The sequence below is a fragment of the Pseudomonas sp. UMAB-08 genome (assembly GCF_900095225.1).
In the GTDB taxonomy this organism is placed as follows: Bacteria; Pseudomonadota; Gammaproteobacteria; order Pseudomonadales; family Pseudomonadaceae; genus Aquipseudomonas.
Map to the genome: position 1 here is coordinate 334,211 of NZ_LT607414.1, position 25,111 is coordinate 359,321.

The window sequence follows — 25,111 nt, forward strand, 5'->3', positions numbered from 1 at the left end:
AGGCAATAGAACCCTATGCTGAGCTCTATCTGGAGCTGCTGACGGCTGAGCGCGCGGCGCGTTTGAGCTAAGAAGGAAGGGAGTGGGCGGACCGCCGTGACCCTGGCGGTCGGCACGTGGCTGAACGTCGTTATAGTCGTTCCCAATTGACGGTGAGGTGAGTTTCATCATCACTGTAGTGGTAATGAGAGTTGCCTTTATAGGCCGCATTAAGTGCATGACCTATACGGCTGGCAAGGTGTATGCCTGTGGTGGTCACTTCAAGCGCATCATCCACTTCAACCACTTTTATGATCCTTTCCTGAGCGTGTTCGGCCTTCTCCACCTCCTCTGTGTGATGGATCAGGTTCAGAATCTCCTCTTGGTGGTCGTGCAAAAATTTTCCGGAGAGCTTCAACGTGCCGGCAGGCCTGTCGTCTGCAATGCGCCGACACGCCGGGCAAACAGTCTCTTCCGCATCCCCGACGATGGTGCTTTCCGGGATATGCCAGGTCCAGTTGCCGTCCTGATAGAGTGAGCCGCACTGCGGGCAGAGCGCCGCACCGCTGACACGGTCCATCCGGTAGGGATCATGGGTGCCCTCTTTGAAAATTTTGTTCTTCTGACTCTGTTGATACTTGTCCATCATCTTGCCCCCCGAGAGTGAGCTATTGCCGCATACGAGCGTCAATGTGCCTCTGTTCTACCCTTGGGCATCTTGATATTTGTCAAATCTGACGCGGACAGACTGCGCCCTCCTCCACTTCAATCTTTGCCGCGCGCTTTTTCAAGGCAGTTACCCCCTGAAAATATCGAAAGGTTCGATTTTGAGGACCTTGCGTATCCCCACATAGCTGGAAACTCCGGCGATCAATAGCACCATGCCGAAGGCAAGCCCCAGGTTCCAGAAGGTGATGATGGCCGCATAGTTGGGCACATTGGATCGTGCGATAGAAATCATTAACGTGACCAGGCCAATGCCCAGTCCATAGCCGGTCATCGCCGTAAACGTCGCCATAAACAGGATCATATAAATCAGCTCCCGCCCTTTCGCACCGATGGCTTTCAAGGCAGCGAATTTGTCCAGGTTTTCCAGGATGAAGGTGTAGAAGGTCTGTCCGGAGATCGAGAGTCCGATGAGAAAGCTGATAATGGTCATCATCAGGATGTTGGTGCCCACACCGGTCTGGTAGATGTAGAAATGGGTAATTCGCTGGTTGAACTCGTCCTTGGTCAGCGCGACATAGCCCAATTGGGCAACTTGGCTTTTTATACTCGCCTCGCCTGCAGCGCTCTTTGGCTGAAGCAAAATGTATGAAACCGTGAAGCGCGTGGTCGGGATGTATTCAATGGCACGTCGATAGGTTGTGTAGAGCGTCGGTACGCCCGTCAGTCCACTGGCGGCGACCTTGGCGAGGGCTACGATCGTGCCTCGATGGTCATTAAGCTCGAATGAAGTGCCGATCTTCGGACTCTCCAGTTTGGCGAACTCGGCGTCGCGCACCATGATGAAGGCGTTTTCCGCGTAGATGTCTTCAATGCGCCCCTGTTCGAGTTCCGGGCGGCCAAACAGACTGGTGTCGTCCAGACCAATCACACTGACCGGTTGATAGGTCCCGCTTTCGAGCCTGACTTGAGCCCCCCCGATAAAGATCGGCACCGCGTAGTTGACCTCGTCCATGCTGCGCACTGCATCCAGCAAATAATCGGGGAGCGGTATGGTATTGACCGGCGTATTGACAGCCTGATCCATGACCCACATCGTCGCCCCGATGTTGGTCACGGTCGAGTAGGCGCGGTTCAGAATACCGGCGAACATGGCCGTCATTTGCATCATCAGAAAGACAGAAAACGTGATCCCTATCAGCAAGGCAGAAAACTTGGCCTTGTCATTCACCAACAGCTTGAAACCGATTCGCAAGATGCCGGCGTACTTCATGGCGCTTGCTCATGGCTGACAGGACCCGGCGTATTCCACCAGCCACCGCCCAGCGCGACGAACAACGCAACCGTGTCCTGATGGCGTTGGGCGAGTGCTTGAAGGTAAGCGATGTTTACTTCATGAAGCTGTATGTCCGCCACCAGCAGGTCCAGGTACGTCACCAGACCCGACCGATAGCTGGCTTGCAACACCTGAAGCGCCTCTTCGGCCGTCGCCTGCGCCTCCCCTTGTTTCTGCAGGGCTTGCGCATCGAACTCCAGCGCCCGCAGTGCGTCGGCGACCTGTGCAAACGATTCCAGGACGATTTGTCGATAGGTTGCGGCGGCTTGCTGGTAGGCCTCTAGCGCCGCTTGGCGGCCATACCACAAGCTGCCGCCTTGAAACAAAGGCGCATCGACCGCAGGCCCTATGCTCCAGAATCTGTTCCCCCCGCCAATCAGTGAGCCCAGGGTGGAGCTGGCGGTCCCGTAGGTTCCGCTCAAGCTGAAGCTGGGAAACAGGGCGGCTGTTGCAACCCCGATATTGGCGCTGGCCACATGCAGTTGAGCTTCAGAGGACAGAATGTCCGGGCGTTGACGGACCAGCGCGGACGGCAAACTGACAGGCAAATCCTGGGGCAATGCGAGCCCCATCAAATCAATGTCGGGCAATATGACATCAGTCGGCACCACACCTTCAAGCGTCGCCAGCAAATGTTCGGTTTGACTGATTTTTTGCTTTAGCGCCGGTAGCGCCGCTTCATTCGTGGCGATCAGGCTGCGCAGGCTCAGCACGGCCGAGTAAGGCGCTGTACCGGCGCGAACCTGTACATCGGTGGTATGAAGTTGTTCGTTTTCAAGTGCGATAAGCTGCTCGGTCGCACGCACTTGTGCGGCATAAGCCGCGCGGGCGATGGAGGTGTTGACGACATTCGCGGTCAAGGTCAGGTAGGCCGCCTTGTTCAGGTACAGCTGACGGTCGACCTGGGCTTGCAAACCCTCGACGGCCCGCCGCTCGCCGCCAAAGACATCGAGCGTATAACTGATGGTTCCACTCAACGTCACCACGTTAAAAATCGAACCAGGCACCGCCGAACCCTGCTGTATTTGTGAGCTTAGCTCACGAGAAGCGCCAAAACGCGCGTCGACATGCGGGTAGAACACACCATAGCCGGCGCGAAGATTATCCTGGCTTTGACGCAAGCTTGCTTCCGCTGCCTGAAGGGTAAGGTTGTGGGAAATCGACTGACGGACAGTCGCATTCAACGGCTCAGACTTGAACAGCCGCCACCAATCGTGGGGCACTTCGGAACCCGACAGAAAGTGTTGCGCCTGCCCTTCTGCCGTGACGGTGCGGGTCATCGGATCGTTCGTGTAGCGGCTCTCTGCGGGCGGTTCCGGGCGCGAGAAATCAGGACCGACCGTACAGGCACTCATGAGCACGACACTGATGACTGGCCATGCCATGCCCTTGAGTAAACCCAGAGGTTTGCGAGGCGTTGAGCAGCAGGGCTGGCGCATCATTTCTGCCCTATGAAGACATCCACCAATTGACCCGGATACACCATCGGGAGGTCTTTTTTCTGGAACCTGAAAATGACTGGCAGCACCCGGAGATCAACCTTCTCCTGGCGTTGATTAGACAGTTCGATTTTCGGCGACACATAAGGCTGAACGCGAACGAACTCCAGGGGGATCTTTATGTCCGTGCCGCGAATCGACATTTGTGCACGAATATGTTCCGGTGCAGGTAACCGCGAAATCAGTATCTCGTCCACATAACAGCGCACAGCCAGGGTGACCTCGGAAGCGCTCATGACCACCAGCGGGCTGAACCCCTGGATGTACGTGTCGTACGCGCCCTGAGACGATACATAGCTGCCAACAGTGGTGTTGACGGCCAATATCACCCCCTCTACTGGCGCCTTGATTGAATATTGCTGGAGTAATGCACTGGCGGCTTTAAGGGCTGCGCTGGCCTGGCCCATGAGATTCTTTGCCGTGTCCAGTGTGTCCTTGCTGATCGACTTGGGGTCAATCGTGTAAGAGGCAAGGCGCTTTTGGTACTGGTCCCGGGCCGTTTTCAAATTGGACTCTGCCAACTCAAGGTTGGCCCTTGGCACCGAGTCATCGATGGTCAGCAAGGACATGCCGGTCGACACAACCTGCCCTTCATGCACAAATACCTGGGTGACAGGCCCGGACACTTGCGGGTAAATCACAATATTTGAACCGCCTGACTGCTCGCCTTCAATGATGCCATTGGCAAAAATGGCAGTTTCGTAAGGGCTGCTGGCCGGTGTGAATACAGGCGGCAGGACGTGTTCCTCCCGGCCAAAAATGTAAGCGGCTATCAGCCCGGCCAGCACCCCGCATATCGCGAACCCGAACAGAATCTTGTTCCTCATTCCGAGCCCTCATCAATATCCTTGATCCGGCCATCTTCCATATGAATGATTCGATCCGCATATTCGTTGATCCGCGCGTCATGGGTGACGATCAGGATGCAACGGCTTTCGTTAAGGACCTTCTCCTTTACAAAGGCAATGATCATCTTGCCAGTGTCACCGTCGAGCGAAGCTGTCGGCTCGTCGAGAATAAGAATCTGCGGGCTGCTGACAATGGCACGCGCAATGGCGACCCGCTGCTGCTCTCCTCCTGACAGTTTTACCGGTAGCACCTCACCCCGGTCCTTGAGACCGACCACTTCCAGGCTTTTCCTGGCCTGAGCGAGGGAGTCATCCCAATCGTGATGTTTGAGGATCAGCGGGATCGCGACGTTTTCGGCAGCGGTCAGGCGCGGAAACAGGTGATAGTCCTGGAATACGAAGCCAATGGTATTCAGGCGAAAGTCAGCCAATTGATCGCTGCTCAACGTCCAGATGTCTGCGCCGTTCACCGTCACTGTCCCGGCGTTGGGCCGCAAAATGCCGGAAATCATGCTCAGGAAGGTGGTCTTGCCGCTGCCCGAGGGACCGACGATGAACACCATTTCGCCAAAATGCGCGACAAACTCAACGTTGTCCACGGCCGTCATTCGCACATCGCCTTCGCCAAACCACTTGGTCAGGCCTGTCGATACGATGGCCTGACTCTCGGATTTTTCTAAGCGATCAGCGTTCATAGACCTTCCTGAGCATTCATAAATGCCAAACAAAACAGATCCGGACAGTCCATAACGATGGGCAAAGCACTCAAGGAATCATGCTCTTCCTCTTTGCGGCTGATCGCGTTGATATATATCAATCGGCACAACGATCTGTCTGCCACCCTCGACCCATGCCCCGCCCCTGCACGGCTTACCCGAACTGAATAAGCACACGGCCAGGCGCCACTTTGATTTACATCAAGCTGAACGGTGGCTGCGGGTCTAAAGTTGTAAACAGTATTCACGTTCGCCCAAGGCGGCTGAACGACCTTATGTTGCGTTGTAACGGGCTGATGTCCACATTCGTTGTTCACCCTCGAGCGAAGGCCATGAAGAAGAACCATCAGTTGAATATTTCGTACTTTTTCATTGCCTTTATTGCGCTGACACTGGTCCAGTTCTTGTTTGCCGGACGGGCGGCGGTGGAGTCGATTCCTTACAGCCAATTCCTTCAGTTGCTCAATGAGCAAAAAGTTAGCGAGCTGAGCGTCGAGAAAGACCATATCAGCGGAAAACTGCAAGAACCGATTAATGGGCACAACCAGTTCTCGACGGTCCGGGTTGACTCCACGTTGGCCACAGAGCTCGCTCAATCCAATGTCAGCTTCTCCGGTGTCAACGAAAATACACTTCTGAATGCGCTGCTGGGCTGGCTCCTGCCCTTTGTCATGATCATGGTGGTCTGGCACTTTCTATTTCGCGGCCTCGCCGAAAAACAAGGCCTCGGTGGCATGATGAACGTCGGTAAATCCCGGGCGAAAATATTCGTCGAGCGCGATACAGGGGTCACCTTCGCGGATGTGGCGGGCATCGACGAAGCCAAGGCAGAACTTGTGGAGGTGGTGTCCTTTTTGAAGGATAAAGCCAAGTACGCACGCTTGGGCGCCCACATACCGAAGGGAATTTTGCTGGTCGGCCCTCCCGGCACCGGCAAGACCCTGGTCGCCAAGGCCGTCGCGGGAGAAGCCGGGGTGCCCTTTTTTTCCATCTCGGGTTCCGAATTCGTCGAGATGTTCGTCGGCGTCGGCGCAGCCAGGGTGCGTGACCTGTTCGAGCAGGCTCGGCAGGCCGCGCCCTGCATCATATTCATCGACGAACTGGACGCACTGGGAAAAATGCGCGGCGTTGGCGCGTTTGGTGGCAACGACGAAAAAGAACAGACACTCAACCAGCTATTGGCAGAGCTGGACGGCTTCGATCCTCGCGAAGGCGTGGTACTGCTGGCGGCCACCAATCGCCCGGAAATTCTCGACCCGGCATTGCTGCGGGCTGGTCGCTTCGATCGCCAAGTCCTCATCGACCGCCCGGATCGCAAGGGGCGAGTCGCTATTCTCAAAGTGCACATCAAGAACATCACCGCCGAGCCCAGCGCCGACTGTGAACGCATTGCCGAGATCACCACAGGATTCACCGGCGCAGACCTGGCGAACCTGATCAACGAAGCCGCAATTGTCGCAACCCGTCGCGGGGCCCAGGCGGTCAGCCTGGATGACTTCACGGCGGCGGTGGAGCGCATTGTCGCTGGCGTGGAGCGCAAAAGCAGCCTGTTGCAGCCCCAGGAGCGCCTGGTGGTCGCTTACCACGAAATGGGCCATGCCCTGGCTGCCGGAACCTTGCCGGGAATGGACCCGGTGCATAAAGTCTCGATCATCCCCCGCTCCATCGGCTCACTGGGCTATACCCTGCAACGCCCGACCGAGGATCACTTCCTCATCAGTTGCCAGATGCTCAAGGATCGCATTGCAGTGTTGATGGCCGGTCGCGCCGCCGAGTTCATCGCCTATGGTCAGATCTCGACGGGCGCCGCCGACGACCTGACCCGGGCCACCGATATCGCCCGACAACTGATTACCCGCTTCGGCATGAGCGCGGAGCTTGGCCAGTCGGTACTGGAGCGACAAAATCCCACGTACTTGGGCGACCACATACCGGGATTGGGTCAGAAGGACTACTCGGAACAAACTGCACGGGAAATAGACCTCGGCATCAGGGCGTTACTCGATGAAGCCTACAGTCGCGCCAAGGAGTTGCTTGAGAGTCGACGGACTGATCTGGATGCCGGCGCCAAACTCCTGATGGAAAAAGAAACACTGACGCCAGAAGAATTTCCGGCGCTGATGTCCCTCAAACCCGCGGAAGCCGGGCCGCGGTTGATGGTTGCCCGCAAATAAACTAATCGGATGTTGATCCACGTCCCGGTTCGTCAGGTGTTGAGTCATCGTCAGGGCATTTTCGAGTCCAATGTGATCGTCTCTCCGTCGACCACGAACCGACCGTAGCCCTGATGGTGGATCGTCTTGGGGGCCTTCTGCTCTGGATCGACCCAAGCCTTCACCACCTCAAGCACAAATAGATTGAATTTGTTCACCAGGCGCGTATCCACCACCTTGCATTCGAGATTGGCGAAGCACTCTGCAATCAGAGGCGCCGCAACCTCATGGGCGGGTATCGGCGTGAGCCCGACCTTCGCGAACTTGTCGACATTGCGTCCAGAGCAATTGCCGACCTCAACCACTTTGGGTGCCAGCTCCAGCGCCGGGATGGCGATGACGCACTCCTTGGTCGCGCGCAGTGCCGTGAAACTGTAGTCGGCACTGCTCACGATGCAGGCCACCAATGGCGGCGCGAACTCGACCATCATGTGCCACGACAAGGTCATGACGTTGCTACCCCCACCGCTCGCGGTCGTCAGTAAAACCACCGGGCCGGGCTCAAGCAACTGGTATACCTTGGACAGAGAAAGCACTTTCATCACAGTCATGGCTCCTGGCGCGAGATGTCCTTTGTAGAGACCGAGAAAGTCTGCTTGCCAACCTCCCTGGGGCTGCATTCAACCTAGCGGCTCGCCGAGCAGATCAATAACGCCTGCAGCCAGTTTCATCCCCTGCTTTTTAGCTTCGTCGAAGCTCCTGTAAACAGCCTTCTCCCGGAGGATATGGATTTTTCTATCAGCGAATTTCACGGTAATACGCAACCCCTTCGGAACCGGGTCATCCGCTGCACCCCATATAAAATCAATCTTTGCCGTCGCTCCGTCCGGGTGAACGTAATCAATCGTCGAGACCTGGTCCACGCGCGCACTCATCTTAGCCTCCTTGATCCGGCGGCATGCCGAGACGTAAACCAATAACCCACTGTTTCAAATCGCACCGAGTGGCCCGCAAACAGGCTTATCCCTTGCCAGAACATGACGTCAGATACCCCCTGAGTTCTACCAGCGAACGCGTATTGAGAACATTGTGCTTCTCCAGCCAGGCGCGACGTGCCTGACCGACGCCATACTGCAAGTTGGCGAAGTCAGCGGGCCGGTGCGCATCCGAGTTGATGCAAATCATCACGCCTTGATCCTTGGCGTAATGGCACTGCAGGTCGAACAGGTCCATGCGTTGCGGCTGCGCGTTGAGCTCCAGGCAACAACCACGCTGTTTTGCTGCTTTGATGACCTCGGGCAGATCAATGGCCAGTGCTTCTCGCTCGTTGATCAAGCGGCACAGTGGATGCGCCAGAATCGTGAAATAGCGATGTTCCATCGCACGCAGCAAGCGCTGGGTCTGTTGGCGCAGCGTCAGGCCGAAATGACTGTGCACGGCACCGACCACCAGGTCCAGACGCCGCAAAATGTCATCCGGGAGGTCCAGATCGCCCTCCTCGAGAATGTCCACTTCAACCCCCTTGAGCAAGGTAATACCCGATAAACGTTCGTTGAGTGCATCGATCTGGTCGATTTGCCTCAGTAACCGGTCGGTATCCAGGCCGTGGGCAATCCTGAGGTGCTGTGAGTGATCGGTGATTGCCAGATATTCCAACCCGGCAGCGCGCGCCGCAAGCGCCATGTCTTCGAGACTACTGCCGCCGTCGGACGCCAATGTGTGCGCATGCAGATCCCCCTTCAGATCGCGCAACTCAATCAGTCTGGGCAGCCGACCTGCTTGAGCCGCAGCAACTTCGCCTCGGGCTTCGCGCAACTCCGGCTCGATCCATACCAACCCCAAGGCGTGGTACACGGAAGCCTCGGTGACGCCGGCTATACGCTTTTTTGCCTTGAACACGCCATATTCGCTGAGTTTCAGGCCTTGCTTCTGCGCACATTGGCGAATTTCGATGTTATGCGCTTTGCTGCCGGTGAAATACACCAAGGCTGAGCCGTAAGCTGACGGCTTGACCACGCGCAGGTCCACCTGCAACCGGGTGCTCAGCACCACACTGGCGCGAGTAGGGCCGTGAACCAGCACGGTCGCTACGTCCGGATGTTTGAGAAAGGCGGTCATGACTTCAACCGAGGGCTCGGCAGCAACCAGAATATCGATATCGCCGACGGTATCGCGCATGCGCCGCAAGCTCCCGGCCACTGTGGCTGAAACCACGCCTGGAATCTTCTGCAGATAATCAATCAGCGCTTGCGCGATGGGGGCGACAAAGGCCAAGGGCAGACGTCGGTCTACACCGATCCCTTTCTGCGCGGCCTCCAACAGGCGAGCCTCCATTTTTTCACCGAAACCATGTAGATGACGAATGCGACCCTCTTTGGCGGCCTGACACAGCTGCTGCGCGGTTTCGATGCCCAGATCGTGATAGAGGTGCTTCACCCGTTTAGGGCCCAGACCAGCGACGGACAGTAACTCCACCAGCCCGGACGGCAACGTCAGACGTAACCGCTGGCGCAGCACGCAGTCGCCTGTGGCTACGATTTCTTTGATCTTGCCCGCGAGATCGACCCCGATACCTGGCAGTTTGGGCGGTTCCTCACCGCGTCCGATCACCCCTGCCAGTTCAAGCGTCAGCGCCGTTAGGGTCCGCGACGCATTGCGGTAGGCCCGGATGCGAAAAGGATTGGCATCCTCGATTTCCAGCAGGTCGGCAATATCATCGAAAATCGCCGCAATCTGATCGTTGCTGACCACGTGTCCGAGTGTTGCCGATGACGACTCCAGGTCTGGCAGCAGGTGTTTGATGGGCGCTGCGGTGGGCGTCATGGCGCGGTACCGACACGTGGGCGTGACAATGAGCATTGCCTATCCTGCGAGCCGCTCCTTGATGCAGATCAGAGTTCATGAAGGCACCCGTCAGTGAGTGGCCTCAGGGCGGATCATGGGTTTTATTGCGCCCGTTGTTGATGCAACTCAAACAATCGCCTGAATCCAGGCGTAGGAATGAGCAAAGAGGCAGCGCTTGAAGCGGAGGATCAACGCAAGACTCAAAAAAGAGCGCCGCACGTCGAGTAATCCACACTCACCGGGATGACGGTCATGAACTCACCTTGGCAGAACATACTGAAGACATTCACAGGCCCCAGTGGCAGCGGTACCCAGCCCCTCATTGCCCCCCTGCTACGCCAGTGCGCAGAACCGCTACCCGCGCTGGATTCAGAGGACTTTGGCGAAATGTTCGATCGTTACGCCGATGCTCGCGTGGTGATGATCGGTGAAGCCAGCCATGGCACCTCCGATTTTTACCGCACCCGGGCAGCCATCACGAAACGCCTGATTGAACGGCATGGGTTCACTATCGTTGCTGTCGAAGCGGATTGGCCGGACGCGGGCCATGTCGACCGTTATGTTCGCGGGCTGGCGCCCACAGCCTGGAAACGCCATGTGTTCAGTCGATTCCCGGTCTGGATGTGGCGTAATACCGATGTGCAGACGTTCGCCCGCTGGCTGCATCAGCACAATCATCAGATGGCGCCCGAACTGCGCGTCGAATTCCGCGGACTGGACGTTTACAGTTTGCGCAATTCCATTCGCGAGGTCTTGAACTACCTGGACCGGGTCGACCCCCAGCTTGCGCACGAAGCACGGCGTCGCTACGGCTGCCTGACACCTTGGCAAGATGATCCCGCGCTGTACGGCCACTTTGTCGAACGCGGTGGCGTAATGCCCTGTGAGCAACCCGTGGTCGAGCAACTCAACGCCATGCTGGCCGAACAATTGGCCGGGCTTATCAAAGACGACGAAGCATTCTTCAATGCCACGCAAAATGCCACGGTCGTTCAGGCGGCGGAACAATATTACCGCGCCATTTATCGCGGGACGTCAGCCTCCTGGAACCTGCGTGACAGGCACATGTTCGATACCTTGCGCGCGCTGCTCAAGCATCGAGGACCTGAGGCCAAGGCTGTGGTGTGGGCGCACAACTCCCATATCGGCAATGCAGCCGCCACGGAAATGGGCTGGGAGGGCCAGTTCAATATCGGCCAACTGTGCCGCACGGCTTATGGACGCGATGTTGTGCTTATCGGCATGAGCACAGACCGTGGCCAGGTGGCCGCAGCCGATGATTGGGACGGCGACATGTGCATCAAGGACGTCCGGCCCTCGCGTGCGGACAGTTGGGAGCATCAGTTTCTTGAAGCCGGCGTCGCCGCGTCATTGACCGACTGGCGCGATCCCCTGCGCGACGATTTACGCCAGGCGCTGGCCACGCCACTGCTTGAGCGGGCCATCGGTGTGATCTACCGACCTGAAAGCGAGCGCAGCAGCCATTATTTCAAGGCGGTGCTGGCCGAACAATTCGACGCCATGGTCTGGATTGAACAGACGCAAGCAGTGACTGCAATTCCACTGCCGTCAAGCCAAAGCGTGGAACCGGAAGACGACATGTTTCCCTTTGGTGTGTGATCCCTTTCAACGAATGAAAGACTTCATCGAGATGGCGTTTTTGTTACCGGCGTGCGCAGATGCGCTTCAAACCAGTCGCCAGCCAGTCTGGCGACTTCTTCAAGGGTTCCGGGTTCTTCAAACAGGTGGGTGGCGCCCGCGACGACTTCCAGGCGCTGCTCACAGTGCAGGGCACCGGCGCTTTCGCGGTTCATATCGAGCACCTGCAGGTCCTCTCCACCAACGATCTGTAAGGTCGGCGCCTTTACCTGCGCCAGCGCCGACCCAGCCAGGTCAGTCCGCCCTCCCCGGCTGACCACGGCGTGCACCACGTCTGGCCGCTCTACCGCCGCCAACAGCGCTGCTGCGGCCCCGGTGCTCGCCCCGAACAGGCCGATATGCAATGGTCGCAGCTCAGTGCTCCGTTCTATCCAGTCGATCACACCCACCAATCGTCTGGTCAGCAGCGGGATATCGAAGCGCAGCTCGCGCGTCAGGCGATCCAGGACTTGCTCCTCGTCGGTCAGTAAATCGAACAGCAGCGTGCCCAGGCCTCGCTCGGACAGGTACTGCGCAACCTGCTGGTTACGCGGGCTTGAACGACTGCTGCCGCTGCCATGAACGAACACCACCAACCCGACAGCGTTTGTCGGCAGGCGCAAATCGGCGGATAAGTCCACGTCCGCCACGTCCAGTTTTCGATACTGCGGCTTAAACATCGGGATTCTCCAGAGGGGTCAGTGTGCTGACTTGGATTCTCTGCCCCAGGCCTGCTGCAACAGGTTGATGACCTCCTCGTCCGAGGTCTGGGAAAAATCCACGTACCAATTGCCGATTGATAGCAGCCACTCGGGTTCCATTGGGCAAACGACCTCATCCACTTCGCCGCGCAGTACCTCTGCGGTATCAAACGACGCCACCGGTACCGCAACGACGATCCGTGAGGGTTTTTGCAGAAGTACGGCTTGTATCGCCGCCCGCATTGAAGCCCCTGTGGCCAGGCCGTCATCAACCAGAATCACCACTTGGTCGTGCAGATCCAGGGCGGGACGCGCTCCGCGGTAGACGCGCTCGCGACGCAGCAGCTCCGTCGTTTCCCGCGCGATTACACTCTCGATTGTGCGTTGATCTATGTGATTGGTCCGAACGACGTCTTCGTTGAGTATCCGTATGGAGCCGCTGGCAATAGCGCCCATCGCATATTCCTCGTGGGATGGAACCCCGAGCTTGCGGACCAGCATCAAGTCCAGACGGACCTCCAGTGCGGTGGCGATTTCATACGCGACCGGAACCCCGCCACGAGGCAACGCAAGGACAATGACATCGGGCCTTCGACGGTATTTCAGCAGTGGCTCCACCAGGCTTTGGCCAGCAGCAGTCCTGTCACGCAACGTGGTTTGCATAGAGGGATAGTGAGTCATTTGACAACCTCCTATAGGTGGTATGCCTCGTCAAATAGTGCCGGACGGTTCTTGGCTGACTAGTCTGCCTTGCCCGGCCCGCCGACCGATAACTGCACTTCAGCTTGTACCGCGTGATCCCCTGTTACTTTGACTTTCATCAACTCCGGACCAATGGATGCTCAGCACCTGATACCCCGCGTTGCGCCAGATAAGTGACAAGCGCATCCAGCGTACTCGGCTGAGGATGAGTTGCAGGTCCAATGTCTACTCCTAACAAGTTCTCGGGCTCAAAGATTCTCTGGCGTTTGCAATACACGACGAACTTCGCCCAGGAAGCGTGCGCCATAGTGGCCATCGCTGGCACGGTGGTCGGCCGCCAGGCTGGCGACAACGGTGGGCATCACACACAGCTGGCCGTCCCGAACCCAAGGCCGTTCGCAGATGCGACCAAAACCGATCAACGCCACTTGGGGTGGATAGACCACGCCCAGCACACTGTCCACACCCTGGTCGCCAAGTTGCGTGACCGTCACGCTTGCGTCGCTCAGCTCAGAACTGCGCAGGGAGCCATTGCGCGCGCGTTCCACCAGACTGGCGAGTTCACTCATCACCTGTATCAGTGGCTTATCGGCGACATCGTGCAGTGCGGGAGCGACCAGACCACCTTGGCGCAGGGTGATCGCTACGCCCAGATGAATCCCGGTTGCCGGCTGGAAAGCGTTGTTCTGCCAGAAACCACTGAGCTGCGGCAGCTCACGCAGGGCTACGGCAACAGCCTTGAGCAGCAATGCACTGGGCAACACGCGTTGCTGCGGCTTGCTTTGAGCATTGTGTGCCTGCAGCCAAGCCATGGCATTCCCCAAGGGTATGGTCTCAAACAGGTAGTAGTGGGGAATCTCACGTTTGGAGCGGCTCATGGCCACTGCAATGGCGTGCCGCATGGCCCGATTGCGGTCGCTCGGCGCAGCCTGACGGCCCGCCTCCTCAACGTCCTCCAGGGTGACCACGCCCTGGGGACCGCTGCCTTTCAATTCATCAACGTTGATACTCAGTTCGGCCGCTCGCTTGCGCCCCGCCGGTGATACCCGTGGACGGCTGGCAGGCGCCATTGCGCCCTCAATCAGCTCGGTGACGAGCATTTCAACAGGCTCAGGCGTCTGTGTGGGTCGCACGCTCGGCAGGGTCTCCCCTGGCTCCAGTAACGTGGCAATCGGTGTCCCTACCGGAACCGTGGTGCCGACGCCAATAAGCAATTCAAAGACCGTGCCCTCGTGCCAGCACTCCACCTCCACGGCGGCCTTGGCGGTATCGACGACAGCGATCACTTGTCCACGATGGACATTGTCGCCGGGATGGATCTTCCACTCCAGCAAGGTGCCTTCGTCCATATCGGCACCCAGGGATGGCAGGTCGAATTCGATCATGATGGGTACTCCCGCCCCGGATCAGCTATTGCAGTCATGGTCATGGCCCTCGGCACAAGCTCTGTACGGCGGCAACAATCGTCGACACTTGAGGCAGCGCCCAGTGTTTTCAGGACTTCAAGTGGCTTGCCGTTCAACAGCGCCCGTTGCCCAGCCTGGTAGGGGGCCCGGCGGGCCCGAGCGACCGCCAACATGAAAGGTTCCGGCCCACAACACAGCAGGGTGTCGGGTTGCCCGACGCGAAACAGCTCGTCGAAATGCTCGGGACACCGTGCACCAACGTTGGCCCGACCTAAACCGCGAGAATGCTGCAGGACGTCTGGTACAAAATATGTTCGGTCGTACTGCCGATCAACTTCTCCAACCCGTGGCGGTGGATTCGCCCCATCACGATGACATCCACCTGATGTTGGCTGGCGAATTCGGCGAGCACCGAGACCGGTTGACCGAGGATGAAATGCCGCCGATCAGGTGGCACACCGTAGTGGTCCGCAAGCGTGAGAAAAGACTTCTCCAGCACGTTTCGCAGTTCCTTGGTCAGGTTCGTCAGCGCCAGGCCGCCACCGCCCGCATCGCCCAGATAGACCGAGGACACGTCATATGCGTGCAGCAGGTGCAGTTCCGCGTCGCACTGGAGCGCCAGGCTGTTCGCTTCCTGAATAATCCGGTCATTGAGCCCGCTTTCCTGCAACTCGGGCCGTGATGGGTCAACGGCGGCGACGATCTTGTGCGGCAACGTATGACCGCTCGCACCGACCAGGTAGACCGGGACAGGGCACTCACGAATCAGGTGCCAATCCATCGGAGTGATGAAGGCACGCTTGATAGCCGGTTCATGCTGCACGTCCTTGATCAGCAGGTCAGGCTGCATTTTCGTGACGTGCTGGAGGATTTCGTACTCTGTGTCGTCAGCCCACGTCACCTCGGTCATGACGTTAATGCCCCTGACGCGCATTCTTGCGGCTTCATCCTTGAGCCATTCACTGTGATCCTTGAAGTAACTGTCGCGGACCTTCTCCTGAATGTTCTTTTCGAGCAATAAAAGGGTTTCTACGGGTTTTATCAACGCTACGATATGCAAGGTCGCGCCACTGGCCTTGGCCAACGCAGCAGCACGGTTTATCGCAGGGGAGTGGCGCAACGCCGGATTGATGATCAACAACAGCTGTTGATACTGGCTCATGGTCTGCCTCCAGAAAGAGTGGGCTTCGACGCCTGCCGCTGATCAATCACCTGTTGCCAGCCCATGCGCCAATGCCGGATTGAGTACCCGCACGGGTCCACACTGCTCCCATGCAATGCCGGTGAACTTGATTTACATCAAATTCCTTCCTTGGGTTCTCAAGACGCCTGCCGTGCACGGGCGCTTGCAAATACTCGACGTTGTCTGCGACAGCGCAGCGCCGGGTTATGGGCCGATCAACCGTACGGGAAGGCCTGGATCATCCAGGGTATGGAGGTTCAGGCGGCGTATCCTTTTCCGGAATCTCGGTCATGGTCGCCTCGGTCAGTAGCAGGATGCTGGCGACCGAGACGGCGTTTTCCAACGCAATACGCACGACTTTTGTCGGATCGATGATCCCGGCTTCATACATATCCACGTAACAATTGGCCGACGCGTCGAAGCCGACATTTCCCGGCTCCGCGAGCATCCGTGCGACGACGACCCCAGCGTCCACCGCCGAATTTTCCGCGATGACTCGGGCGGGTGCTTCCAAAGCACGGCGAAGAATCTGTAACCCGGTTTTTACATCACCCTCATAGAGGGCCTCTTCTGCCGCAATAATCGGCACGGCCTTGAGCAGTGCCAGGCCGCCACCGGGGACGGTGCCTTCGGCAATCGCCGCCTTGGTCGCTGAAATGGCGTCGTCCAGAGCATCCTTGCGCGCCTTCATTTCCGCTTCGGTGGGTGCACCCACCCGGATCACCGCGACGCCGCCAGACAACTTGGCCAAGCGCTCCAGCAATTTCTCACGATCATAATCGCTGGTCGTCGCGTCGACTTGCTGGCGGATCTGTTGCAGCCGGGTTTCAATCGCCTTGTGCGTGCCCGCGCCACCAATCAGGGTGGTGTTATCTTTTTGCACCACCACGCGATGAGCTCGCCCCAGCTGGCTCAACTCCACGTGCTCCAGGCTAATGCCTAACTCGCTGGAAATTACCGTGGCCCCTGTTAGAACGGCAATATCCTGCAGCATTTCTTTACGGCGATCACCGAAGCCGGGCGCCTTGATCGCCACGGCGCGCAATACGCCGCGGATCTGGTTGACGATCAGAGTGGTCAACGCCTCGCCTTCGATGTCGTCGGCGATCAAGACCAGCGGCTGGCCGCTTTTCGCGATCATTTCAAGCAACGGGATAAGGTCTTTGAGTACGCCAATCTTGTGGTCACAGAGCAACAGGTAGGCATCTTCGAGCTCAACCTGCATCTTGTCGGCATCTGTCACGAAATACGGTGAAACATAACCTCTGTCGAAACGCATCCCCTCGACCACCTCGACCACTGTTTCGGTGGTTTTGGATTCCTCGACGCTGACCACGCCTTCAACACCGACCTTCTCCAGGGCGTTAGCAACCAGCTCGCCAATGGTCGCATCGTTGTGGGCTGAAAGGGTCGCTACCTGGGCCTTTTCCTTGAGCGTGCTGACGGGACGGGATTGCGCAGCCAGTGATTGCACTGCCAGCAACAGGCCTCGGTCCAATCCACGCTTGAGGTCTATGGCACTGGCACCTGCGACCACATTGCGTACACCGTCGGCAAAGATCGCATGGGCCAGCACCGTTGAGGTGCTGGTGCCATCCCCCACCGCTTCACCGGTACGTTCAGCCGCTTGGCGCAACATCTGCGCACCGAGGTTTTCCTCCGGATCCTGCAGGTCCACCTGTTTGGCAATGGTCACCCCATCGTTACAGACGATCGGCGTGCCCCATTTTTTCTGAATCAATACTGATTTCGACTTGGGTCCGAGCGTCACGCGGATGGCGTCCGCGAGTTGAGTCGCGCCACACAGGATTTTTTCGCGGGCGGCGGCGCGGAACAAAATTTTGCTGTGAGCCATCAGGGTGCTCTCCTCTGCTGTCCAGTGACTGACGATGACTTTCAGCCTCTATGAAACAGCTCGCTACCCTTTGACTTTTATCAATAAAGACGCACCCCCCAGCGCGGTGCCTTTGACTCAGGGCACCAGCACCGCAGCCCCCTCGAACCGGCCTGCACGAAGGTCCGCCAGCGCTTGGTTGGCGTCGGTCAGGGGGTAGCGATGGGTGCGAGTGACGATGCCGATTTTCGGCACCAGTTGCAGGAAATCCAGACCGTCGCGACGGGTCAGGTTAGCGACCGACAGCAAGGCCCGCTCTTCCCAGAGCAGTGCGTAAGGAAAACTCGGGATATCGCTCATGTGAATGCCTGCGCACACCACTCGCCCACCCTTGCGCACAGCCTTGAGGGCAAGAGGCACGAGCGCCCCGACCGGAGCAAAAATGATCGCCACATCCAGCAAGTCCGGAGGGGATTGATCCGCATTGCCGGCCCACGTAGCACCCAGCTGTCTGGCGAAGTCCTGTGTGGCGGTATCGCCCGGACGCGTGAAGGCGTATACCGAACGGTCCTGCCATTTGACGACCTGCGCCAGAATGTGTGCCGCAGCGCCGAACCCATACAAACCGACCCGCTCGCCTTCGCCTCCCATCACCAATGCTCGCCAGCCGATCAAACCCGCGCACAGCAGGGGTGCAAGCGACTCATCGCTCCCTGCCTCGCCCAGCGGAAATACATAGTGAGCCTCGGCGATGACCGAAGTCGCAAAGCCGCCATCAAGCGTATAACCGGTAAACAGTGGGCGATCACACAGATTCTCGCGGTGTCCGATGCAATAAGGACACACGCCACAGGTATGGCCCAGCCACGGCACCCCGACACGCTCGCCTATCGACAACCCGATCACGCCAGGGCCAATAGCATCGATCCGTCCTACGATTTCGTGGCCCGGAATGATAGGGAGGTGCGGATCGGGCAACTCTCCGTCGACGACATGCAGGTCGGTGCGACACACACCACATGCGGTTACCTTGATCCGTATCTGACCCTGACCGGGTTGCCGGTCCGGAAGCTCGGTCCATTCCAGAGCTGAACCTGGCGTTTTCAACACCATAGCGTGCATCGGGTTACCTCGACGGTCCTTTAACCTGCGTTATTGCGTGAGGTGCACTCAGTGGCCCAGCACCGTCTGCGCCTCGGCGATTTCAGCCGTCGTGCCGTGCACCATCAACAGGTATTTGTCAGCCTTGAGGGCGGTCTCGTATTTGATGATTTCGTCATTGGACACACCGACCCGGGACAAGGCCGCGCCCAACGCCGAAAGCCCCCCGACCACCAAGGCGCCCTCCAGTGCTCCCACCAGCAATGAAACCACCGGCCCGGCCAAGGCAACGACCCCCAGACCCGGCAGGAGGAAAACCGCGGGACCGATCAGCATGCCCCAGATGCTCCCCCAAAAAGCACCGATTCCACCCCAGGTTTTCACGCGATCCCCCAACGTATAGAAACCTACCGGGTGCTCCTCGCTGTGATAACCCTTGCCGACGAGAGACAGTTTCTTGACGTCGAAACCGGACTTGCTCAAAAGGCGAATAGCCTCTTCCGCATCGGCGTGGCTGTCAAAAATATACACCGATGGATTGCTCGATGCTGTCATGGTGACCCCCTTACATGGACTCGATTGAACAGAGACTGTGAGGGTCCAAAGCACTCGACCCCTTGGGTGAGCCAGCCAGCGATGACGTGCATGCACGACGTTTCGCATGGGGCTGGCTTTGGGCGAGATTACGCCGCGAGCAATGGAGTGGACTTGATAAAAATCAGAAAGACGGCTTGTCTCGCCCCAACAGGCGCTAACCCAAGTGACCTGATGTCAGGCGCTGGTATTGACCAACGAACCCGAAGCACTGCCGCTTGCACTCTTGACAGCCTGTGCCAATGCACTGGTAGCTGCCACCAACTGGCTGTTGGTCGCCGCCACCTGAGACTGTGCCTGAGCGACTGCCGCTGCCTTGGCGTCTGAAGACGCGTTGCCTTTTTGTGCCGCAGCGAGAGCCTTCATTTGTACTTCCAGCTGCTTTTGCAACTGGGCAATCTGCTTTTTCAGTTGTTTCACAATGTCAGATTCAGTGCTGCTACTGCTACTGCTTGCACCGGTGCCGCCGGCCTTAGTGGCGCCTTTGGCCGCAGTGCCGCTCGAGGCTGATGCTGATGCTGATGCTGATGCTGTAGCGCCGCTTTTGTCGGTTGATTCGCTGCTATCAACAGAAGACGTCTTAGCGGTGCCGGTAGTCGCTGTCGCATAGTTGATCGTTACGCTGCTGATACTGACCATTACGTCTCAACTTTATAAAAGGGGTTACGTGCGTATCGGCACAATCCTGGAAATATTTAGAAATGTCTGATCTTCTGAACACTCCATTGCGCCTGCAAAAACACCTCGCGATCAACCCACTGCGCAACGAGACACTGCCCCACAGCACCCGGCCCTTGCCCTTGCCCCACCCTCGCCTAATGCGCTGAATACGGAGAACAGGGCAGAGGCGAAAAATCAGGCTTGTCTACTGCTCATCAATGATCACCTGAGCTTTCTTCGCTGCGGCGGTCGCGTATTCGTAGCAAATCCAGAAGTCATGTTCGTTGACCGAATTTGAGCCTTCAAGATTCTCCAGGCATCTCGTCAGGGCGTGTTTTATGCGCCCGTCATCGAAAACGATGCGTGCAGCCTCCTCGCCATCTTCTGAGCGAATCACTTCCTCAAGTTGGGTTATTTGCTTGATCTTGTCCCGGAGGACGTCCTTGGCGGAAGAGTCTCGCCCTGTAATTTTCGTCCATTGATGGTCAACCAGTTTGTCTTTCATCAGATCTCCTCAATCCAGCCCGATGCCGGAAGCTAATGAAATAGTCCATAACCACCCCTGGCGCCAGTCGACGCGACAGCCGCCATCATCTGCACTCAGCTACGCGAATCATCCGACGGTTTATCTGTCGCGATTAACGGGTCGATGCCCCAGTCACCGTGTAAATACCAATCGTCTCCGATCATCTCCGCCGGATGCATTGTGCGATCAGAACCGTTCCCGCACGCCATGGAACTTGTCGGACAGTATCTGTCGCACCCCCAGCAAATGCGCTCGGGGTGTTTCGGGTGGATGGGAAAATTCTTGGCCATGCCTATCCCCAGATAACGTTTAGGAGTGCCTCCAACCTAGAGCGCCTGGGCGAAAATGCACTTGATACAAATCAAGAACCACGAATTAAGATTCGTGCGTCACACCGTGACACTGACGAAGCTAAGCTTCCCTGTAGTGAAGGGGCTCGCAGGATGGTCAGCGTCAGCGATTCGCCGAGACCGGGTTTCACCCAGCACCCGCTGACGGTTCATGCGGCCTCCCAAATGTTCGACAGCGTCGACCGCGCCGTGCGTTTTCGAAAACTCTCCGCTTTATAAACTCGATCACTCCAAAAATTGACGCTAATCATTATTATTCGCAAGAAAGCTTCCTAGACTAGGGCCCTTACTCCTCAGTGCCCTCAGGAAGACCTCATGCGCGCCCCCTTTTCGCTGTCATTCGCCCTGCTCTTGCTTGCACCGCTTGCCCACGCCAAGGAATACCCGATCGGGGAACCTCAGTCATGCCCAGGGCTGGAAGTCGGAGCGGTGTACTTGCAACCGATCGAGATGGCACCTGCCGGAATGATGCGGGCCACTGCGGACTCCGATGTTCACCTGGAAGCCGATATTCGGGCCACTGCTGACAATCGCCAGGGCTTTCAGGAAGGCAGTTTCGTGCCCTACCTCAATGTCTCTTTCAATCTGAAAAAACAGGGTAGCGAGTCGGAAATCAACGGTGATTTCCATGCGATGGTGGCCAATGACGGTCCGCACTATGGTGACAATGTAAAGCTGCTCGGCCCTGGTAAATACCAACTGACTTTCACCGTTATGCCGCCCAGCGGTCATGCGTCCCTCGGGCGTCATACCGACAAGGAAACAGGTGTGGAGCCCTGGTTTGAACGCTGCGAACTGCACTACACGTTCATCTATGCCGGCATTGGCAAAAAAGGTGGCTATTGAATGAACCGCCTTCCGCCTGCGCCGCGTGGCCCAGGGAGGTTCGCCCGGATTCGCCCGTACGTTGCCTGGTTGATTCTGGTCTGGACGGGCACGCCATTGACTGCCTACGCCGAGTTACCCAGCTACGAACTGAGCCTGAACGACGGACACTTTACCCCCGCCTTGTTGGAGGTGCCTGCCGGACAGCGCTTCAAGATCGTTCTGAAAAACATTGGTAACGGTCCAGCAGAGTTCGAGAGCACGCCGTTGCGGGTTGAAAAGGTCCTGTCGCCGGGGGTGACAACCTTCGTTGTCATTCACCCCCTCAGACCTGGTCACTATCCGTTTTTCGACGAGTTCAATCCGCAATTACCAGAGGGCGGCATCCTCGCCAAGTAGCCAGGGCGCGCACGGAGTTTTTCATGAATCAATCAATGTTCATCGTCTGGCGTGAAAGCGTCGAGGCGCTGCTGGTGATCGGCATTCTCCAGGCCTGGGTCAGCCAACAAAGCCAAGGCAATCGCCTGGCCAGATACTTATGGACCGGGGTCACTCTGGGAGTGTTGCTGTCGGGGTTGTTGGCGGCGCTGATTCTGTTTGCCGGAGAAGCCATGAGTGGATCAGCCAACGAATGGTTCCAGGCCGCACTGGCATTGATTGCCAGCCTGTTGATCGTGCAAATGGTCAGCTGGATGCACCGTCATGGACGCACCCTCAAGCATGATCTACGGCGCCACGCCGATAGCCACCTGGCTCGGCAAGGTGGCCTTGGTCTGTTGCTGCTGGCGATGCTCGCGGTCAGCCGCGAAGGCAGCGAAACCGTGGTGTTCCTCTACGGCGCTGGAGCTCGGTTGCGCGGCCCGCAGCTCGGACTGTTCGCGGTCGGTGGGGTATCGGGACTGGTGCTGGCAACGTTGACCATCTCCCTGCTGCACAGCAGCCGCCGATTCATTTCATGGCACAGGTTCTTTGTGATCAGCGAAACCATTCTGCTCATGCTCGGCGCAGCCTTGTTGGTCAGCGGCACCGAGCGGATCGGCGGCCAACTGCTCGCTATGGATCTGCCTGAAGTGGTTTATAGAGGCGTTGGTGAAGCCCTCTGGGACAGCAGCGAGTTGCTGAGTGACAGCCACGGGCTGGGTGGCTTCCTCGCCGGTTTTACAGGTTACAGGGCGACCCCCAGTTGCCTGACATTACTGGTGTTGGTCGGCTACTGGCTGGCCGTCGGCGGCTGGTTACGGCAACGCGCTACGGGGAAAATCCCATGCCCGAGCTGAGTCGCCACAATCAGTGGCTCCAACGCCTGGGTCACGGGATGCGCCACCACGCACCTGTGATTCGCGCCGTGCAATGGGCCGTTGTGCTGTTCTATGCGTTGCTTTTAGTGATACCTGCGATGTTGCCGCTACCGGACAGCCAGGCGCGGATCCTCGACAACCTGGCCTTGCTCGCGCAATTTCTGTTCTGGGGCATCTGGTGGCCGTTCGTGCTGTTGTCGATGGTGCTGTTCGGCCGGCTCTGGTGTGGTGTTTTGTGCCCGGAAGGTTCTCTGACCGAATGGGCCAGCCGCTACGGCAAAGGCCTGGGCGTGCCGCGCTGGGTGCGCTGGGGCGGCTGGCCAATGTTGGCGTTTTGCCTGACGACTCTCTACGGCCAATTGATCAGCGTTTATGACTACGCTCAGGCGGCGCTGTTGATTCTAGGGGGGTCGACAGCCGCAGCAGTCGTCGTCGGCTTGCTGTTCGCCCGCGGCAAACGGGTCTGGTGCCGATACCTGTGCCCGGTCAGTGGGGTCTTTGCCCTCCTAGCCCGACTGGCACCCGTGCATTTCAAGGTGGACGAACAACGCTGGATGGAAAATGCCGAACCACGCCTGCCGCCGCCCAATTGCGCGCCCTTGCTCGATATCCGTCGCCTGCAAGGGGCCAGTGACTGCCATGCCTGCGGACGCTGCAGCGGGCAACGCGGCGCAGTTCAGTTGATCGCCCGCTCCAGCAATCAGGAAATTCTTCAATCAACGAAACACAGACTATCGCCCTGGGATGCCCGACTGCTGCTGTTCGGTGTGATCGGTCTGGCCATGGGCGCTTTTCAATGGACCGTCAGCCCGTGGTTCGTCTCCCTCAAACAGCAGCTCGCCGCATGGTTGGTGGAACAGGACCTGCTCTGGCCCTTGCAGGACAACGCCCCCTGGTGGCTACTCACGCATTATCCGCAGCTCAACGACAGCTTCAGTTGGCTAGACGGCTTCAGCATTATTACTTATCTGGTCTTGAGTTCGATGCTGCTGGGGACGGCCTTGTTGATTCTGTTGCGTTTCACCGCGCGACTGGCAGGAAATCCGGCACTGTATTCGCCCCTGGCCCTGACCCTCACCCCCCTTGGTGGCGCCGGACTGTTTCTGGGGCTGTCGGCAACTACCGTAAAATTGCTGCGCTACGAGGGCTTGCTGCTGGAGTGGGTACAGCCGACAAGGGCATCGCTGTTGATGGCGGCGATGGGTTGGAGTTTGTCGCTGGGCTGGAAACTACTGGGCTACGAGCAGGTTTCATTGCCTCGGCGCGTCGCAGGCAGCGGGTGCCTGTTATTGGCTAATGGGTTGGTGGGGTATGGCTGGTGGCTGCAATTCTGGGGTTGGTAGCCGTCTCAAAGTGAGACTGTGGAGGTATTCATCCACCACGCAACACAAACTGCGGAAACAACTCGCGCATGACAGCCCAAAGATCGGCTTGCTCAGCCTGTGCCGAAATGCTCGACAGGTTTGGATCAAGCATCCGCGCGGTCCTGACCAACTGCACGGCAAAACATTTGACCCCTTGAGCACTCAAACGCCGGGCCAGGGCCAACAATCGTGCCGGGTCGAACAAGTGCCAATGCACGGTAGTGCGACATTCATAGTCGACACCGCTGGCCAACAGATGCTCCAGGCTCAGCCAGTTGGCGGCACCGCTGCCCCCGACCCGGGTGATGGTTTGACAATCCTCAGGCAACGCCTTGATATCGAAGCCGACCCAATCGGCCCCTCTAACAGCCTTGGCAAAGGCGGCCGGTTTGATTCCGGCGCTGTGCAAACCGATACGAAATCCCATCTCCCGCACTTCTTCCATGGCGCCAGGCAAGCCGTCCTGCAGCGTTGGCTCACCGCCGCTGAATACCACGGCATCGAGCAAGCCCTGACGACGTCGCAGAAACGCCCGCACCTGACACCAATCCACTTCTTCGCTGCCGCGAGGCGGGATCAATTGCGGGTTATGGCAATAACGGCAACGCCAGGCGCAACCCTGGCAAAACAGCACGCAGGCCAGCTGACCTGGATAGTCGAGAGTGGTCAGGGGCACCATGCCCCCGACCCGAAGCGTTCGACTCATTGGCGCCCGGCCAGCGCCGCACTTTCAGTGAAATGGACCCGTTCGCGATGCTCGGACTGCTTGCCCGGATTAAACGCCGATACCGGGCGGTGATAGCCCATCACCCGGGTCCAGACTTCGCAGCGTTGACGTTGAGCCTGGGGCAGGGTTTGCGATGCATTCATGGTGAAGTTCCTTGCAGT

Annotated in this window: 27 protein-coding genes; 7 read left to right on the plus strand and 20 right to left on the minus strand. The window is 58.1% G+C overall.

Features of this window, described 5'->3' with window-relative positions:
* Positions 1-130 precede the first annotated feature (130 nt).
* The 5 genes from K0F75_RS01470 to K0F75_RS01490 all read right to left on the minus strand — a co-directional run bounded on the left by K0F75_RS01470 (position 131) and on the right by K0F75_RS01490 (position 5,023).
* The gene (locus tag K0F75_RS01470) at positions 131-625 is read right to left on the minus strand and encodes a BCAM0308 family protein (RefSeq protein ID WP_219059988.1); all 495 of its coding nucleotides are present in this window, start codon (positions 623-625) and stop codon (positions 131-133) included.
* A gap of 150 nt (positions 626-775) precedes the next feature.
* Positions 776-1,876, minus strand: a complete 1,101-nt coding sequence (locus K0F75_RS01475) for an ABC transporter permease (protein WP_257604223.1) — start codon at positions 1,874-1,876, stop codon at positions 776-778.
* Positions 1,877-1,914: 38 nt separating this feature from the next.
* Complete coding sequence (locus K0F75_RS01480; protein WP_257604224.1) at positions 1,915-3,420, minus strand: efflux transporter outer membrane subunit; 1,506 nt, start codon at positions 3,418-3,420, stop codon at positions 1,915-1,917.
* Positions 3,420-4,307, minus strand: a complete 888-nt coding sequence (locus tag K0F75_RS01485; RefSeq protein WP_219059990.1) for an efflux RND transporter periplasmic adaptor subunit — start codon at positions 4,305-4,307, stop codon at positions 3,420-3,422. The genes K0F75_RS01480 and K0F75_RS01485 overlap by 1 nt, the downstream gene beginning before the upstream one ends.
* Positions 4,304-5,023 (minus strand): ABC transporter ATP-binding protein, encoded by a 720-nt coding sequence (locus K0F75_RS01490; protein ID WP_219059991.1) that lies wholly within the window; start codon positions 5,021-5,023, stop codon positions 4,304-4,306. Before K0F75_RS01490 ends, K0F75_RS01485 begins: the two co-directional genes overlap by 4 nt.
* 353 nt (positions 5,024-5,376) lie before the next feature.
* Here K0F75_RS01490 and ftsH point away from each other — a divergent pair, with 353 nt between their 5' ends.
* The gene (gene ftsH / locus K0F75_RS01495) at positions 5,377-7,218 is read left to right on the plus strand and encodes an ATP-dependent zinc metalloprotease FtsH (RefSeq protein WP_219059992.1); all 1,842 of its coding nucleotides are present in this window, start codon (positions 5,377-5,379) and stop codon (positions 7,216-7,218) included.
* 50 nt (positions 7,219-7,268) lie between these two features.
* Here the strand turns inward: ftsH and K0F75_RS01500 are convergent, their stop codons facing one another.
* From K0F75_RS01500 to polX, 3 genes are all read right to left on the minus strand, one after another.
* Positions 7,269-7,799, minus strand: coding sequence for a flavin reductase family protein (locus K0F75_RS01500; RefSeq protein WP_219059993.1), 531 nt, complete (start codon positions 7,797-7,799; stop codon positions 7,269-7,271).
* A gap of 78 nt (positions 7,800-7,877) precedes the next feature.
* Complete coding sequence (locus tag K0F75_RS01505) at positions 7,878-8,132, minus strand: hypothetical protein (RefSeq protein ID WP_219059994.1); 255 nt, start codon at positions 8,130-8,132, stop codon at positions 7,878-7,880.
* 85 nt (positions 8,133-8,217) lie between these two features.
* The gene (polX, locus tag K0F75_RS01510) at positions 8,218-10,056 is read right to left on the minus strand and encodes a DNA polymerase/3'-5' exonuclease PolX (protein ID WP_257604225.1); all 1,839 of its coding nucleotides are present in this window, start codon (positions 10,054-10,056) and stop codon (positions 8,218-8,220) included.
* A 237-nt stretch (positions 10,057-10,293) separates the two neighbouring features.
* On the opposite strand from polX, the gene K0F75_RS01515 reads away from it, so the two are divergent.
* Positions 10,294-11,661, plus strand: a complete 1,368-nt coding sequence (locus K0F75_RS01515; protein ID WP_219059995.1) for an erythromycin esterase family protein — start codon at positions 10,294-10,296, stop codon at positions 11,659-11,661.
* Between the two features lie 23 nt (positions 11,662-11,684).
* Here the strand turns inward: K0F75_RS01515 and K0F75_RS01520 are convergent, their stop codons facing one another.
* The 8 genes from K0F75_RS01520 to K0F75_RS01555 form a co-directional block, all read right to left on the minus strand.
* Positions 11,685-12,359, minus strand: coding sequence for a dienelactone hydrolase family protein (locus tag K0F75_RS01520; RefSeq protein ID WP_219059996.1), 675 nt, complete (start codon positions 12,357-12,359; stop codon positions 11,685-11,687).
* Between the two features lie 18 nt (positions 12,360-12,377).
* Complete coding sequence (locus K0F75_RS01525; RefSeq protein ID WP_219059997.1) at positions 12,378-13,061, minus strand: phosphoribosyltransferase; 684 nt, start codon at positions 13,059-13,061, stop codon at positions 12,378-12,380.
* 269 nt (positions 13,062-13,330) lie between these two features.
* A complete protein-coding gene (locus K0F75_RS01530) occupies positions 13,331-14,467 on the minus strand; it encodes a dihydrolipoamide acetyltransferase family protein (protein ID WP_219059998.1) in 1,137 nt (378 codons plus the stop codon).
* Between the two features lie 292 nt (positions 14,468-14,759).
* Positions 14,760-15,650, minus strand: a complete 891-nt coding sequence (locus K0F75_RS01535) for a universal stress protein (RefSeq protein ID WP_219059999.1) — start codon at positions 15,648-15,650, stop codon at positions 14,760-14,762.
* A 259-nt stretch (positions 15,651-15,909) separates the two neighbouring features.
* Positions 15,910-17,526: a chaperonin GroEL gene (groL, locus tag K0F75_RS01540; protein WP_219060000.1), complete on the minus strand. Its 1,617-nt coding sequence runs from the start codon at positions 17,524-17,526 to the stop codon at positions 15,910-15,912.
* A 117-nt stretch (positions 17,527-17,643) separates the two neighbouring features.
* Positions 17,644-18,627: a zinc-dependent alcohol dehydrogenase family protein gene (locus tag K0F75_RS01545; RefSeq protein WP_219060001.1), complete on the minus strand. Its 984-nt coding sequence runs from the start codon at positions 18,625-18,627 to the stop codon at positions 17,644-17,646.
* Between the two features lie 48 nt (positions 18,628-18,675).
* The gene (locus tag K0F75_RS01550) at positions 18,676-19,161 is read right to left on the minus strand and encodes a hypothetical protein (RefSeq protein ID WP_219060002.1); all 486 of its coding nucleotides are present in this window, start codon (positions 19,159-19,161) and stop codon (positions 18,676-18,678) included.
* A 216-nt stretch (positions 19,162-19,377) separates the two neighbouring features.
* A complete protein-coding gene (locus tag K0F75_RS01555) occupies positions 19,378-19,839 on the minus strand; it encodes a hypothetical protein (protein WP_219060003.1) in 462 nt (153 codons plus the stop codon).
* Positions 19,840-19,901: 62 nt separating this feature from the next.
* Between K0F75_RS01555 and K0F75_RS25520 the strand changes: the two genes are divergently transcribed.
* Positions 19,902-20,027 (plus strand): hypothetical protein, encoded by a 126-nt coding sequence (locus K0F75_RS25520; protein WP_257604226.1) that lies wholly within the window; start codon positions 19,902-19,904, stop codon positions 20,025-20,027.
* A 38-nt stretch (positions 20,028-20,065) separates the two neighbouring features.
* On the opposite strand, the gene K0F75_RS01560 is transcribed toward K0F75_RS25520, so the two are convergent.
* Together K0F75_RS01560 and K0F75_RS01565 are read right to left on the minus strand one after the other, a co-directional pair.
* Positions 20,066-20,365, minus strand: a complete 300-nt coding sequence (locus tag K0F75_RS01560) for a hypothetical protein (RefSeq protein WP_219060004.1) — start codon at positions 20,363-20,365, stop codon at positions 20,066-20,068.
* A 95-nt stretch (positions 20,366-20,460) separates the two neighbouring features.
* On the minus strand, positions 20,461-20,676 hold the full coding sequence (locus tag K0F75_RS01565) for a DUF3079 domain-containing protein (protein WP_219060005.1): 216 nt from the start codon (positions 20,674-20,676) through the stop codon (positions 20,461-20,463).
* A 375-nt stretch (positions 20,677-21,051) separates the two neighbouring features.
* Between K0F75_RS01565 and K0F75_RS01570 the strand changes: the two genes are divergently transcribed.
* Genes K0F75_RS01570 through K0F75_RS01585 form a run of 4 tightly spaced genes read left to right on the plus strand, consistent with a single transcriptional unit; the run spans position 21,052 to position 24,202 of the window.
* Positions 21,052-21,582, plus strand: a complete 531-nt coding sequence (locus tag K0F75_RS01570; RefSeq protein ID WP_219060006.1) for an iron transporter — start codon at positions 21,052-21,054, stop codon at positions 21,580-21,582.
* The gene (locus K0F75_RS01575; RefSeq protein WP_219060007.1) at positions 21,583-21,960 is read left to right on the plus strand and encodes a cupredoxin domain-containing protein; all 378 of its coding nucleotides are present in this window, start codon (positions 21,583-21,585) and stop codon (positions 21,958-21,960) included.
* A 23-nt stretch (positions 21,961-21,983) separates the two neighbouring features.
* A complete protein-coding gene (locus K0F75_RS01580; protein ID WP_219060008.1) occupies positions 21,984-22,838 on the plus strand; it encodes an FTR1 family protein in 855 nt (284 codons plus the stop codon).
* Complete coding sequence (locus K0F75_RS01585) at positions 22,826-24,202, plus strand: 4Fe-4S binding protein (protein ID WP_219060009.1); 1,377 nt, start codon at positions 22,826-22,828, stop codon at positions 24,200-24,202. Before K0F75_RS01580 ends, K0F75_RS01585 begins: the two co-directional genes overlap by 13 nt.
* A 28-nt stretch (positions 24,203-24,230) precedes the next feature.
* Here K0F75_RS01585 and K0F75_RS01590 read toward each other — a convergent pair whose 3' ends face one another.
* A complete protein-coding gene (locus K0F75_RS01590) occupies positions 24,231-24,929 on the minus strand; it encodes an anaerobic ribonucleoside-triphosphate reductase activating protein (protein ID WP_257604227.1) in 699 nt (232 codons plus the stop codon).
* Entirely contained in the window at positions 24,926-25,093 is a 168-nt protein-coding gene (nrdD, locus tag K0F75_RS01595) for an anaerobic ribonucleoside-triphosphate reductase (RefSeq protein WP_219060010.1), read from the minus strand. The genes K0F75_RS01590 and nrdD overlap by 4 nt, the downstream gene beginning before the upstream one ends.
* Positions 25,094-25,111: the final 18 nt, after the last annotated feature.